Origin of the sequence: Bradyrhizobium sp. AS23.2, assembly GCF_001908185.1 — a bacterium.
In the GTDB taxonomy this organism is placed as follows: domain Bacteria; phylum Pseudomonadota; class Alphaproteobacteria; order Rhizobiales; family Xanthobacteraceae; genus Bradyrhizobium.
Map to the genome: position 1 here is coordinate 1 of NZ_LGHM01000094.1, position 13,281 is coordinate 13,281.

Consider the following 13,281-nt stretch of genomic DNA (forward strand, 5'->3'; position numbering starts at 1 on the left):
TTCCGCGCCGCGCCCGCCGCCGGCAATACCGGCGAAGGCGAGAAGGATCCGGGCGAGGCCGCCGCCGAAGCCGACATGGACGAGGACGATGAGTTCGAGAACCAGATGTCGCTCGCGGCGATCGAGGCCGAGCTCAAGCCCAAGGTCGTCGAGATCTTCGACAAGATCGCCGAGAGCTACAAGAAGCTGCGCAAGCTTCAGGAGCAGGACATCCAGAACCAGCTCGAGAGCACCTCGCATGGGCCGTCGCTCTCGCCGCACCAGGAGCGCAAGTATCGCAAGCTCAAGGACGAGATCATCGTCGAGGTGAAGTCGCTGCGCCTCAACCAGGCGCGTATCGACTCGCTGGTCGAGCAGCTCTACGACATCAACAAGCGCCTCGTCTCGCATGAGGGCCGCCTGATGCGCCTCGCCGACAGCCATGGCGTCGCGCGCGAGGACTTCCTGCGCAATTACACCGGCTCGGAGCTCGATCCGCGCTGGCTCAACCGTGTCTCGAAGCTTTCGGCCAAGGGCTGGAAGAACTTCGTCCATCACGAGAAGGACCGCATCAAGGACCTCCGCCACGAGGTGCATCAGCTCGCGGCCCTGACCGGCCTTGAGATCGTCGAGTTCCGCAAGATCGTGCACTCCGTGCAGAAGGGCGAGCGCGAAGCCCGTCAGGCCAAGAAGGAGATGGTGGAAGCCAACCTCCGTCTCGTGATCTCGATCGCCAAGAAGTACACCAACCGCGGCCTGCAGTTCCTCGACCTGATCCAGGAAGGCAACATCGGCCTGATGAAGGCCGTTGATAAGTTCGAGTATCGCCGCGGTTACAAGTTCTCGACCTACGCCACGTGGTGGATCCGGCAGGCGATCACCCGCTCGATCGCCGACCAGGCGCGCACCATCCGCATCCCCCGTGCACATGATCGAGACGATCAACAAGATCGTGCGCACCTCGCGCCAGATGCTCAACGAGATCGGCCGCGAGCCGACCCCGGAGGAACTCGCCGAGAAGCTCGGCATGCCGCTGGAAAAGGTACGCAAGGTCCTCAAGATCGCCAAGGAGCCGTTGTCGCTCGAGACGCCGGTCGGTGATGAAGAAGATTCACACCTCGGCGATTTCATCGAGGACAAGAACGCGATCCTGCCGATCGACGCCGCGATCCAGTCGAACCTGCGCGAGACCACGACGCGCGTGCTCGCCTCGCTCACCCCGCGCGAAGAGCGCGTGCTGCGCATGCGCTTCGGCATCGGCATGAACACCGACCACACGCTGGAAGAAGTCGGCCAGCAGTTCTCGGTCACCCGCGAACGCATCCGTCAGATCGAAGCGAAGGCGCTGCGCAAGCTGAAGCATCCGTCGCGGAGCCGGAAGCTGCGGAGCTTTTTGGATAATTGATTTAGGCATCGTGCCCGGACTTGATCCGGACCACCCATCCAGACGAGAACGGCGGGCCGAAAGCCCGCCGTTCTTGTTTGCGTCGCTTCGCAGCCGATGCCCGAAGCGGAGTCTATTTCTTCTTCGCGCCGACCCGCTCGATCAGCTTGATCTCAAGCGCTGGCCGGCCGGACTTTTCGGCGATCTCGCGGTCCTGCTCCATGATGAAGCTGCGCGCGGGTTCGTCGCCGTCGAGCCCGCCAAGGAGTTCGGCAGGCACACGCCGGTTGGAGCGTTGGGAGCCGTCTTCATAGACGACATTGAAGAAGGCGAATTCGCCCTTGGGATTGGTTCCGGGTTTTTTGGCCATGGCCGGCTTGTCGTCGATACCAGTGCCATAGTCAAATGGCTTTCCGCGCTGCCGGCGGCTGGCGCGGAGCCTGCGGCCGCGGAACTGGCTGCGCAATCGATCGAGGAAGGCTGCAAGGCGGAAGCGTCAATCGCTTCGTAAGGTCCGATGCGCCGCTTCGATTGCGACCCTTGGATCCGACCTTTGAATCCGACCCTTGCTTCAATAAACGGCGGGCCGCAAAGCCCGCCGCTTATTTTTGGTTTTCAGCGTCGCCCGGGGCTGGCGGGGCAACAACCTAAAATAGAACGGTATAACTTGCGCGATGCCATGGCAAGATGAATCGTTGCGGGGCGATGTCGCAGCGAGCGCGCCAGATATGCGTTGATCAGGAGACCTGGTTTTAGCGCGTTGCCGAAGCAGATGTTTTGATCATCGAAGCACTTTGTTCCTCGCTCTCGCAATGCAGCGAGAGTTTGCGCGCTGCGCGCTGAAGTGCGCAGACCTGCATCAGGAGGCGCGGGGAATTTCATTCAGTGCAAGGGGACGCGCTCGATCTTCGTGACGCACACATCAATTCGGTCGCGTGCGCCGCGCCGGTTCCTGCGCAACGAGCTGCGATTCGTGTCTGCCTCCGCGCCCGCCATCATCCTCCTTGCGTCCCTGCGCCATGATTGCGCTGCCCATCGCAGCGGAACCGAAGGTGATGAGGAAGGAGCCGAGCAGCACGAGAAGCGCGATGCCGGGCGAGCGGTCGGCGAAGATCAGCTCGCGCAGATGCCCGGGGTTGAGCCAGAGCAGCCCGCCGACGAGCAGCGCAGCGGCGCAGGCGCCGATCGCGAGGTTGATGGCAAGCAGGCGGAAGAGGGGGAGGCGCAGGAGGGAGGGACGCTTTGATGTGCGGTTGTCGTGGGACATTGTTGGTTGCCTCATGCTGGCTCAACGCATCGACTGAGAGCGCGGCGCAAGCGTCGAGATCATAGCGGCGACTCTCTCATCCGTCATTCCGGGGCGCGACGTAGTCGCGAGGTATGATGCGCAATTGCGCATCATAGTTCGCGCTTCGCGCGCCCCGGAATGACGAGAAGGCGGGGTGCGCGATAGTTCATCTCATGTCGCATGCATGACGATGTTGATGCGCATCAAACTCTCGCCATCGCGCCCATGGCGCCGCCAACTCCGGAGCGATCGGGCCTAACGAGAGTTGGCCGGCTTTGACGCGAATCCTGTTCCCGGGCATGATCGTACGTTGCTTCACGCGCAGATGGATAAGAGGAATTTTCGATATGCTGAGACACGCCCTGGCCACCGCCTTCATCGTCTGTCTGGCCGGCGGCTCGGCGCAAGCCGCGCGCTGCGGCGGCGACTTCAACAGCTTCGTCGCCGGCATGGCCTCGGAGGCGCAGGCGGCCGGCGTCTCGGCGAGCGTGACCAGCGCGGCCTTCGGCGGCCTGACCCAGGACGGTGCCGTGCTCGCCTTCGACCGGCGGCAGCGCTACACCTTCAACAAGAGCTTTGAGCAGTACGTGTCGACCCGCGTCGGTCCGGGCCGCATCAATGGCGGGCGGGCGCTGTTGCAACGTCATGCGGCGCTGCTGTCGCGCATCGAGCAGCAGTTCGGCGTGCCGCGGCAGATCCTGGTTGCGATCTGGGGCCTGGAGAGCGATTTCGGCAAGGGCGACATCGGCAAGCTGCCGGTGATCCGCACGCTTGCCACGCTCGCGCATGACTGCCGCCGCACCGAGCTCTTCCAGGGCGAGCTGCTCGCCGCGCTCAAGATCGTGCAGCGCGGCGACCTGCCGCTACGCGACCTCATCGGCGCCTATGCCGGCGAGATCGGCCAGACCCAGTTCCTGCCGTCGTCCTACATCAAATACGGTGTCGATTTTGACGGCGACGGCCATGTCGACCTCCGCCACAGCGTCCCTGACGTGCTTGCCTCGACCGCAAACCTGCTCCACAGCAACGGCTTCAAGATGGGCCAGCCCTATGGCGAAGGCTCCGCCAATTTCGAGGCCATGCGCGAATGGAACAGGGCGGTAGTCTACCGCAAGACGATCGGATATTTTGCGGATCGGCTGATAGGGCAGTGAGGGGCACTGCTGAAAGATTGAGCGCTCGCGCCTCATACTCGCTGTCATCGCCCGACTTGATCGGGCGATCCAGTATTCCAGAGACGGCAGTGATTGAACCGAGAAGCCGCGGCGTACTGGATGCCCCGGTCCAGCCGGGGCATGACGGCGGAAGGTGAGGCGACGGCGGAGTGCACAGCGGAGACGCCGTGTCACTTACTCACTCCCTCGTCACCTACTTCGCCGTCCCCTTCGCCATCTTCTCCAGCTTCCGCTGCAATGGCGCCCAATACGTCCCCGGGCGAAAGCGCTGCAAAATATCCATGAAGCGGGCGTCGTTGCCGATCAGGATGCGGGGCTCGTTTCGCTCGATGCCCTTGATGATGCGCAGCGCCGCGTCCTTCGGCGTGGTCTTCGCCGCATCCTCGAACCGCTCGATCATTTGCGAGCGCCGCGCGTTGTCGGTGACGCCGGCGCCGGTGCGCGAACTGCGCGCGATGCTGGTGGCGACGCCGCCGGGATGGACGACCGACAGCCGCACCGGGCTTCCCGCCATCGCGAGCTCGTGCCGCACGCTCTCGGAAAAGCCGCGCACCGCGAACTTGGCTGCCGCATAGGCCGACTGTCCCGTCGGCGCGATGATGCCGAAGATCGAGGAGAGGTTGACGATATGCGCCTCTGGCCTCGTCTTCAGATGCGGCAGGAAGGCGCGCGTGCCGTGCACCACGCCCCAGAAATTGATGTCGAACAGCCACTCCATCTGCGCCTGGTCGATCTCCTCGAATTGCCCAAGCAGCGCCACACCGGCATTGTTGATGACGATGCCGAGCGCCGGATGCGCAATGGTCGCCTCGTTCGCGAATTGCGCGATGTCGCCGGGTTTGCTGACGTCGACGCGATGCGCGCTGACCTTGCGCCCATTGTCGATCCCTTTGCCGATTTCGGCGGCGAGCGCTTTCAGCCCGGCTTCGTCGCGATCGGCGAGCGCGAGATCGCAGCCGCGCCGGGCGAGCTCGATCGCGAGCGCACGGCCGATGCCGCTCGCCGCTCCCGTGATGGCGGCGGCGCCTCGAATTGCCGTCATGATGCCTCCCGTCAAGTCCCGGAAAGGGAACAAGGATTTAGATTTTTTCAGAATGGAACTGAACCGTATCCGAGTTAGGTCTTTAACGTAAGATAGTTGGGCAGAGGCGGCAGCATTGGGAGCCACCGATGGGACAATCAAAACCATTCACGGCGACGGCACTGATCGTTGAAGACGACGCCATGCAGCGGGAGATGCTCAGCATTCTCCTCGAGGAAAGCGGCTATCAGGTCATCCAATGTGAAAGCGCCGAGGCCGCCGAACGCGTCCTCGACAAGGAGGCCGGTGCGCTCTGCTTGATGCTGACCGACGTCCAGCTTGCCGGGCGCATGAACGGGGTCGAGCTCGCGCACGTCGCCAAGGATCGCAATCCCAGGCTCGACGTCGTCGTCACCTCCGGCCGTCCCTTGAAGCAGCCCCTGCCGGACGGCGCAAAATTCTGGGCCAAGCCCTGGGCGCCCCTCGACGTGCTGCGTGAGGCCGAGCTCGCGCAATTGTCCTGACGGCGATCCGGGAAGCTCGCTTTCTTGCCGTGAGAGGCGATGATAAGGTCCACGCATGACCTTGTCCTTCCTGCTTACCTCGCTCATTGTCGTCGCCTCGCCCGGCACCGGCGTGCTCTACACGCTGGCCGCCGCGCTCACACGCGGCTCGCGCGCCAGCATCGCAGCGGCCTTCGGCTGCACGCTCGGCATCGTGCCGCACATGACGGCGGCGATGCTGGGGCTCGCGGCCGTGCTCCACACCAGCGCGTTCGCCTTCGCCGCGCTGAAATGGTGCGGCGTTATCTATCTGCTCTACATGTCCTGGCAGGCGCTGCGTGAGACCGGAGCGCTGGCGGTCGAGGGCAAGATCAGGGAGCGATCGAGCAGCCGTGTCATCGCGACTGGCTTCTTGATCAATATCCTCAATCCGAAACTTTCGATCTTCTTCCTCGCCTTCCTGCCGCAGTTCATCGCGGTGGACGAGGCGCATGTGCTGGCGCGGATGCTGGAGTTGAGCGGCGCCTTCATGGCGATGACCTTCGCGGTGTTCGTCGTCTACGGCCTCTGCGCCGCATCCGTGCGCGATCGCGTCATCTCCCGTCCCGGCGTCATGGCCTGGCTGCGCCGCAGCTTCGCCGCCGGCTTTGCGCTGCTCGGTGCCAGGCTGGCGTTCGCGGAGCGGTAGGCTCGTCAGCCAATAAAAAGGCGGGCTTCGTGCCCGCCATCTTCAATCTCTCTCAACCTTACCCGACGCCCGGGCGGAGCGAGGCCCCACCCGGGCAAAGAACACGCTGCGCTACTTCTTCTTCGCAGCCTTCTTGGCCTTCTTCGCCTTCTTCTTCGCCGCCTTCTTCGCTTTCTTAGCCATAGTATCCTCTCAAGGGTTAATGGTGGAACGCGACACGAGGGATGCTCGGCGGAGGGCCAGCCTCGCAACATCCTCGACGACAAACTCAGCAGATTCGCGGGCAACTGCCCCGCGCTGTCATATCCGTGTCATTGCGTTATCCACAGCTCAGATGCATTTTCGGGTGATTTTTGCCCGCGAATCCGCATCGCGCGCCGCTGCGGCGGGGGCGCGGTCCCTCGCATCAAGCCTCGCTTAACGATACGAGGTCCGTCCGCCTGATTCATCAATCCAAAACCAAAGACCGCGTTTGCGGGATCACGGTGAGACTCCATTAAGCGCGCCGCGCGCATCGTTCTCCGCAAGAACACGGGGATGGCTATGGACGGACGGTTGCCAAACGAAGGGGGCGGGATGGTGCATCTCCCGCGGTCGCCATGCTGAGCGTGCCGACACTCTGGACGGTGATCGTCATCAACTTCCTGGCGCTGGGCCTGATCTGGGCCTATGTGACGCGCTCCTATCCGAAATTCGAGGCGGCGCGATACTGGACGGCGGCCGCGGTGCTGGCGGCGACCGGGTCCGGCATCTCCATGCTGCGCGACGTCATGGATATGCGCTTTCCGTTGATTGCCGGCGGCGGGTTGATGATCTTCTCGTCGTGCCTGACCTGCATGGGTGTCACGCGCTTCTACCACAAGCCGGTTTCCTGGCTCACGGCGATTGCGATTTCGCTGCTGAGCAGTGCCGGCCTCACCTTATTCCTGGCTGTGGTCGACGACATGCCGGCGCGTGTGCTGATCTATTCGATCGGCCAGTCGACCCCGATCCTGATGGTGTTGCCGCTTCTCCTCGGCAGGCAGGACGGACGCGAGAATCCCGGCGCCCGTCTTGCCGCCATCGTTGCCTTTCTGGTCCTGGGCGTTCACGTGGTTCGCTCCGGCTCGGCGATGGTCGGGCTCGGTGGCGGCATCACTGCGATCAACTTCAACGGATTGCAGGCCGCTCTGATCCTCGCCCTGGTCTTCCTGGCGATGGCCTGGAATTTCGGCTGCCTGCTGATGGCGATCGAGCGGCTGCGCAACGAGGTCGCCGACCTCGCGCTGCTCGACGATCTCACCGGCGTCGCCAACCGGCGGCATCTGTTGCAGCGTCTCACCGAGGAATGCGCCCGTTCGGAGCGCAGCGGGGAGCCGTTCTCGCTTCTGGTGATCGATCTCGACGGCTTCAAGATCATCAACGACACCCATGGACATGCCGCGGGCGACGCTTGCCTCCAGCATTTCACGCTGATGGCGCAGACGCGGCTGCGGCCGGGCGACCTGCTCGCCCGCACCGGCGGCGACGAGTTCTGCATCGTGTTGCCGGCCTCCTCCTTGCGCGAGGGGGCATCGATCGCCCGCCGCGTGATCGAGGTGTGTCGCCAGGATGCCGCCGCCTGCACCGGTAACGACATCCCGATCGCGATCTCGATCGGCGTTGCGGAGTGGGACCGCAGCATCGGCCAATTCCCGGACCGCCTGATCGCCCATGCCGACCACGCGCTCTATGCTGCCAAGAAGAACGGCAAGAACGACTTTGCGGTCTACGATCCGGCCCCGCCGCTTTCGCCCGAACCGCCTGTCGAGGCCGCGCGCAAATTCGCGTAAGGCTGTGCTAGCTTCGAGTCCGTATTGGACCGGCATGATGATATCTCGCCTTTTCGCGGCCATTCTCGCCGCTGCTGCCTTGATCGCCCCAGCCGCCGCAACGGACGCCGAGCTTGCCAGGATCGCGCGCGCCTCCGGCACGCCCGACATTCCCGGTCTGAAGATCGTCTGGCTGGCGCCGTGGGGCGACGTCCAGAGCGCTCATTCCTGGCGCAACATCATCGTGCACCAGACCGAGGGACCGGCCGGCTCGGCGCGCGGCGGCGCGCAGCAGCAGTCGAAGAACCCGACGCGGCGCGGCGTCACGGTCTGGGTCGAGACCGACGGCACGGTCTACTGGGCGGTTGCGGAGAATTTGGTGCCGATCCATGGCGATGGCGCCAATCGCAACGACAACAAGTACATCGACAACAGATCGACCTATCGCCAGGTCGTGCGCGACAATTCGATCGGCGTCGAGTTCGCCGGCAACTATCCCGATGTCACGGCAGGTCCGACCGCGGCGCAGGTTGCGGCATGGAAAATCCTCGTTCAGGTGCTGCGCGCGCGCTACGACATCCCGCTCGACCACGTCTATGCGCACAACTGGATCGACTACAAGGACGCGCGCTACTGCGAAGGCTGCTGGCTCGCGACGCTGGCGAGGACGTGGGGGGAGTGAAGTCGTCATTCCGGGGCGCGCGTAGCGCGAACCCGGAATCCATTCATCCACCAACGCTGCCGCCTGATGGATTCCGGGCTCGCGCCAAGGGGCGCGCCCCGGAATGACGAGAGGCGTCACACCGGCTGCGACATCCACCCGAAAAGCCGCTGCATCAATCCCGATCGCCGCGGCAATTCCGGCGGCTCGTCTGCCGCGAGCACGCGTTTGAAGAAGTAATCCAGGAATACCATGTCGTTCGGCTCGGTGACGGTGAACTGATCGTCGCCGAAGAACACGCTGTAGTCATAGAAGAACGGCCCGACGAACGGCACCGTCGCGGTCGAGGCGTTGTCCTTGGAGATCACGAATTGCGATGGCTCGAGCCCGTGGTCGCGCATCGCCTGCTCGACCAGCGGCAGCTTGCGCATGAACTGGGCGGAGAAGCCTCCGACGGTGGATTGCAGGATGATCGACACGGCGCCCGTCCATCCGCTTGATGCTGTCGCTCGGTATTTTTGGGTCGGTAGACCGGCCACCGCGGTTCAAGGCTGGCTCGGTTCTACCCTAGGCAAGGGGAGGGGGGTGATCGCCGTCTCACTCGGCTGTACGCGCGGCCCGCACGCGATCTGCGCTTCTCCCTCGCCCCGCTTGCGGGGAGAGGGTTGGGGTGAGGGGGAGTCTCCGCGAGGGCGGTGACAGAGAGACTCGTGGAGACTCCCCCCTCACCCGGATCGCATCTTGCGATGCGATCCGACCTCTCCCCGCAAGCGGGGCGAGGTGAAGACCCTCACCACAAAACAAAAAAAGCCGGCGTTGCCGCCGGCTTTCCGTCTCTTTCGATCCGCCAATCTCTTAACCGCTAGAAGCCGCGCTTAGTGCGCGGCTTCCAGCGCGGCCTGTTCCTGCCTTGCGATCGTGCCCTTGACCGCGGACTGCACCTTCTCGAAGGCGCGGACCTCGATCTGGCGGACGCGCTCGCGCGACACACCGAACTCGGCGGCAAGGTCTTCCAGCGTCATCGGCTCATCGGCGAGGCGACGGGCCTCGAAGATGCGGCGTTCGCGCGGGTTGAGCACGCTCATGGCGCCGGTGAGGGCGTCACGGCGGTGATCATACTCCTCGTGCTCCGCCAGCATGGCTTCCTGGTTGGGCGTATTGTCGACCAACCAGTCCTGCCATTCGCCGGCTTCGCCGTCGTCGCGGATCGGTGCGTTCAGCGACGCGTCGCCACCGAGGCGGCGGTTCATGTCGATGACGTCCTGATCGGTGACGCCGAGGCGCTTGGCAATGATCTTCACCTGGTCGGGGCGGAGATCGCCCTCGTCCAGCGCGTTGATCTTGCTCTTCGCCTTGCGCAGGTTGAAGAACAGCTTCTTCTGGTTCGCGGTGGTGCCCATCTTCACGAGCGACCAGGAACGCAGGATGTACTCTTGAATCGACGCCTTGATCCACCACATCGCGTAGGTGGCGAGACGGAAGCCCTTTTCAGGCTCGAAGCGCTTCACCGCCTGCATCAGGCCGACATTGCCTTCCGAGACGACCTCGGAGATCGGCAAGCCGTAGCCGCGATAGCCCATGGCGATCTTGGCCACGAGCCGGAGATGGCTGGTGACGAGCTGGTGCGCGGCGTCGCGATCATCATGCTCGCGCCAACGCTTGGCGAGCATGTATTCCTGCTGGGGTTCCAGCATCGGGAACTTGCGGATTTCGCCGAGGTAACGGGAAAGGCCGGATTCTCCATTGAGGACCGGCAAAGCAGCCGTACGGGCCATAGTGCGCCCTCCAAAAGGTTCAGGCCCCCGATAGCGGCGGGCCAGGCAGACGACCACTTTGTTAAAGCCAGTCGTAGCTGCGATGTTCCGCGTTGGTTATTTCAACGCAGCCGCAATATACCCCATGGGGAGGCAAAAAGGGAAGGATTGCTGACGTCACGTCCCCGTGTGGCAGCCATAACTTTTTGTAAGGTAAGGATTTTTTGAAGCGGCCTGCGTCATAGCGCCGCTTTCAGGGCGCCTTCCAGGAGAAGCAAATCCTCCGGCAAAGGCGCTTCCCAGTGAAGAAGTTCTCCGGTCCTCGGGTGCTCCAATACCAGCAAATAGGCATGCAAGGCCTGCCGTCCGAGAGCCGTTAAAGCTCCCTGCGATTCAGGGCCCAGCTGGTTCGCCTTGGTCTTGAAATGCGGGCCATAGACCGCATCGCCCATCAGGGGATGGCCGATATGGGCGAGGTGGACGCGGATCTGGTGCGTGCGCCCGGTTTCGAGCTCGCAGGCCAGCAATGCGGCGACCGGCTTGCCGTCGCGCCCGGCAAAACTCTCCAGAATTTCCCAATGCGTCACCGCCTCGCGGCCGCTCTGGCGCACCGCCATCTTCTCGCGCGCATACGGGTGGCGGTCGATCGGCGCATCGACCGTGCCGCGATGGCGGCCCGGCAGGCCCCAGGCGAATGCCATATAGCCGCGACGCATCGCACCCGTCCGGCCGTGGTCGGCGAATTGCGCGGTGAGCGAGGCATGCGCGAGGTCGTTCTTGGCGACCACCATCAGGCCCGTCGTGTCCTTGTCGAGCCGGTGCACGATGCCGGGCCGGCGCACCCCGCCGATGCCGGACAGCGAGGTGCCGCAATGGGCGATCAGCGCATTCACCAGCGTGCCGGTCTCGTGGCCGGCCGCGGGGTGCACCACCAACCCCCTCGGCTTGTTGAGGACGACGATGTCGTCGTCCTCGAACACGATATCGAGGGCGATATCCTCCCCCTTGGGCTCGGCGGGCGCCGCCTCCGGCACGTCGATTATGATCGTATCGCCGGATGCGACGTGATAAGCGGGGTCGCGGACGGCGGCGCCCTTGAGGCTCACCGCGCCCGCCAGGATCAGGGCTTTCAGCCTCGATCGCGACAGCTCGGTGAGGCGCGCCGCCAGCACGCGGTCGAGCCGAGCCGAGCCCTCGTCGCCGGCGACGACAACCTCCAACCTTTGCGCAGAGCCTGAGCTTTCCATGACGACGTCTGATACCGCTGTTCCCGAACCGAGCCCCGAGCAGGCCGCGCTGTTCGCGCGGGTGCGGCGGATGATGCTGATCGCGGGGTTGACCACGGCGCTTGCGATCTGCGCCGTGCTGATCGCGGTGGGCTACCGCCTTTTCAAGTCGGAGGGAAGGGCGCCCGAGCCGGTGGGCGACGTCACCGCCACCCTGCCGAAGGGCGCCAGAATCGTCTCGACCGGGGTCGCCGGCGACCGCCTCGTGGTCACGCTCGACATCGGCGGGGTCACCGAGATCCGCACCTTCGATGCCCACACGCTCAAACCGGCCGGAAAGCTGAAATTTGCCAATGAGCCGTAAAACCTCCGTTCGGTCCTTGCGGCGAACAAATTTCGAGGCTATTGGCTAGCCCTCACGCTCCCTTCGTCTAGCGGTTAGGACGCGGCCCTCTCAAGGCTGAAACAGGGGTTCGATTCCCCTAGGGAGCGCCATTGTCTTGAAGCCAGCCTTCCCCTGATCTCGATTTGATTGTTCCACCTGCCGGGTGAGCCTGTGGCATTGGCGATCAACATCCGGGCCGACAACAGTTCAGCAGGCGAGATCGAACAGCTGTGGGAACAGGTCGGCGTTTTCGAAGTCGAACCGTCAATGCGAGCGCTCGGCTACCGGCCGCATTTTACATTTGCGATCTACGATTCGCCCGCGATTGACGAGAAGACCGCGTGGGACGCGATGCTGGCGGCCGTCAGCGGCGAGGCGCAACTGCGTATCGAATTCCGGCGCATTCGCTGGTTCGAAGGTTCTCCTCTTGTCCTCTGGGCAGAGCCGGCGATCACCAAGTCTCTAACCCGCATCCACGGCGCCATCAGCGCCGCAATCGATCCGGCGCATTGTCGCGCTCATTACCGGCCCGGCGCGTGGACGCCGCATTGCACGCTCGGCTCCCGGATCGCTGACGAACGGCGCGATGATGCCATTGCCTTTGCAGGGGCGTTCGACCGCAAGATTGAAGTCTTGTTCGACGTGGTGGATTGCGTCGCTTTTCCGCCCGTGCGGATCATCACCGAGCAGAAATTGCCGCTGTAGTCGGTCGTCCATTCGAGGTCGATGGGTTTCGCGAGACCTCAACCCAACTTACCGGTACCGCTTCTGAGAACCGCTTCTCTGCGCACATTCGTGCCCGAACGGCTCAGACAATTGGCTAAGGTCGCACCAGTTGGAAGAGGCCACCGGGGCGAGAATACCATCCAGAGCCATGCATGCGGGCGATGAGGTCAAGACCGAGTGTATCGATGTAGCCCTTGTCGGCATCGATGACGAATGCGTCGTCCACGTGTCCGCACAGTACTTCCCCGATGACGGCGAATTGCCGCGGACCGGTCTCCTGGTTCAAAATCGAACGACATTCAAAGGCTACCGGACACCCGACTATTCGTGGGGGCGCGACGTTGCGCGAGGGGAGCGTTTTCAGCCCTGCGAGGACGAGTTCATCGACACCTCGCGGGGCATCCACGCAAGTCTCGTTCATCGATGCCGCCATCTCGTGCGGTACCAGATGGATGACAAATTCTCCGGTCTCAAGAATGTTCTGTGCCGTATCTTTCGACCCCTTTCCTGGATGACGTAGTAGTCCGAGGGCGACTGTTGGCGGCTCATGCCCCAAGACATTGAAGAAGCTGAATGGTGCCGCATTTGCGATTCCATCAGACGAGCACGTCGTCACCCATGCGATGGGGCGCGGGGTGACCGTCGCTGTGAGTACCTTGTAGCGGATGTCCGCCGCGAGCTGCTGCATATCGAAGAACATG

Annotated in this window: 14 protein-coding genes, 1 tRNA gene and 1 pseudogene; 9 read left to right on the plus strand and 7 right to left on the minus strand. The window is 63.6% G+C overall.

Annotation, left to right across the window (positions count from 1 at the left end):
- Positions 1–1,384 (plus strand): annotated as a pseudogene (gene rpoD, locus AC630_RS20500) (RNA polymerase sigma factor RpoD); the annotation flags it as partial.
- Between the two features lie 112 nt (positions 1,385–1,496).
- Here rpoD and AC630_RS20505 read toward each other — a convergent pair.
- Together AC630_RS20505 and AC630_RS20510 are read right to left on the minus strand one after the other, a co-directional pair.
- Positions 1,497–1,733 (minus strand): hypothetical protein, encoded by a 237-nt coding sequence (locus tag AC630_RS20505; RefSeq protein ID WP_074120314.1) that lies wholly within the window; start codon positions 1,731–1,733, stop codon positions 1,497–1,499.
- 552 nt (positions 1,734–2,285) lie between these two features.
- Positions 2,286–2,630, minus strand: coding sequence for a hypothetical protein (locus AC630_RS20510; protein WP_074120286.1), 345 nt, complete (start codon positions 2,628–2,630; stop codon positions 2,286–2,288).
- A 368-nt stretch (positions 2,631–2,998) separates the two neighbouring features.
- Here AC630_RS20510 and AC630_RS20515 point away from each other — a divergent pair, with 368 nt between their 5' ends.
- On the plus strand, positions 2,999–3,805 hold the full coding sequence (locus AC630_RS20515; RefSeq protein ID WP_074120287.1) for a lytic murein transglycosylase: 807 nt from the start codon (positions 2,999–3,001) through the stop codon (positions 3,803–3,805).
- A gap of 214 nt (positions 3,806–4,019) precedes the next feature.
- On the opposite strand, the gene AC630_RS20520 is transcribed toward AC630_RS20515, so the two are convergent.
- Complete coding sequence (locus tag AC630_RS20520) at positions 4,020–4,868, minus strand: SDR family NAD(P)-dependent oxidoreductase (protein WP_074120288.1); 849 nt, start codon at positions 4,866–4,868, stop codon at positions 4,020–4,022.
- Between the two features lie 128 nt (positions 4,869–4,996).
- On the opposite strand from AC630_RS20520, the gene AC630_RS20525 reads away from it, so the two are divergent.
- From AC630_RS20525 to AC630_RS20540, 4 genes are all read left to right on the plus strand, one after another.
- Entirely contained in the window at positions 4,997–5,371 is a 375-nt protein-coding gene (locus AC630_RS20525; RefSeq protein ID WP_074120289.1) for a response regulator, read from the plus strand.
- Positions 5,372–5,426: 55 nt separating this feature from the next.
- Positions 5,427–6,038, plus strand: coding sequence for a LysE family translocator (locus AC630_RS20530; protein WP_074120290.1), 612 nt, complete (start codon positions 5,427–5,429; stop codon positions 6,036–6,038).
- Between the two features lie 599 nt (positions 6,039–6,637).
- Entirely contained in the window at positions 6,638–7,849 is a 1,212-nt protein-coding gene (locus AC630_RS20535) for a GGDEF domain-containing protein (protein ID WP_074120291.1), read from the plus strand.
- A gap of 34 nt (positions 7,850–7,883) precedes the next feature.
- Positions 7,884–8,510: a peptidoglycan recognition protein family protein gene (locus AC630_RS20540; protein WP_074120292.1), complete on the plus strand. Its 627-nt coding sequence runs from the start codon at positions 7,884–7,886 to the stop codon at positions 8,508–8,510.
- Positions 8,511–8,626: 116 nt separating this feature from the next.
- On the opposite strand, the gene AC630_RS20545 is transcribed toward AC630_RS20540, so the two are convergent.
- The 3 genes from AC630_RS20545 to AC630_RS20555 all read right to left on the minus strand — a co-directional run bounded on the left by AC630_RS20545 (position 8,627) and on the right by AC630_RS20555 (position 11,490).
- Positions 8,627–8,968, minus strand: a complete 342-nt coding sequence (locus AC630_RS20545) for a hypothetical protein (RefSeq protein ID WP_074120293.1) — start codon at positions 8,966–8,968, stop codon at positions 8,627–8,629.
- Between the two features lie 396 nt (positions 8,969–9,364).
- Complete coding sequence (rpoH, locus tag AC630_RS20550; RefSeq protein ID WP_074120294.1) at positions 9,365–10,264, minus strand: RNA polymerase sigma factor RpoH; 900 nt, start codon at positions 10,262–10,264, stop codon at positions 9,365–9,367.
- A 218-nt stretch (positions 10,265–10,482) separates the two neighbouring features.
- The gene (locus tag AC630_RS20555) at positions 10,483–11,490 is read right to left on the minus strand and encodes an RluA family pseudouridine synthase (protein WP_074120295.1); all 1,008 of its coding nucleotides are present in this window, start codon (positions 11,488–11,490) and stop codon (positions 10,483–10,485) included.
- Here AC630_RS20555 and AC630_RS20560 point away from each other — a divergent pair.
- The 3 genes from AC630_RS20560 to AC630_RS20570 all read left to right on the plus strand — a co-directional run bounded on the left by AC630_RS20560 (position 11,489) and on the right by AC630_RS20570 (position 12,559).
- Entirely contained in the window at positions 11,489–11,833 is a 345-nt protein-coding gene (locus AC630_RS20560) for a hypothetical protein (RefSeq protein ID WP_074120296.1), read from the plus strand. The genes AC630_RS20555 and AC630_RS20560 overlap by 2 nt on opposite strands.
- A gap of 56 nt (positions 11,834–11,889) precedes the next feature.
- Positions 11,890–11,964: transfer RNA gene (locus AC630_RS20565), tRNA-Glu, on the plus strand.
- A 61-nt stretch (positions 11,965–12,025) separates the two neighbouring features.
- Positions 12,026–12,559, plus strand: a complete 534-nt coding sequence (locus tag AC630_RS20570) for a 2'-5' RNA ligase family protein (RefSeq protein ID WP_074120297.1) — start codon at positions 12,026–12,028, stop codon at positions 12,557–12,559.
- Between the two features lie 115 nt (positions 12,560–12,674).
- Here AC630_RS20570 and AC630_RS20575 read toward each other — a convergent pair whose 3' ends face one another.
- The gene (locus AC630_RS20575; protein WP_074120298.1) at positions 12,675–13,280 is read right to left on the minus strand and encodes a flavin reductase family protein; all 606 of its coding nucleotides are present in this window, start codon (positions 13,278–13,280) and stop codon (positions 12,675–12,677) included.
- Position 13,281 lies beyond the last annotated feature (1 nt).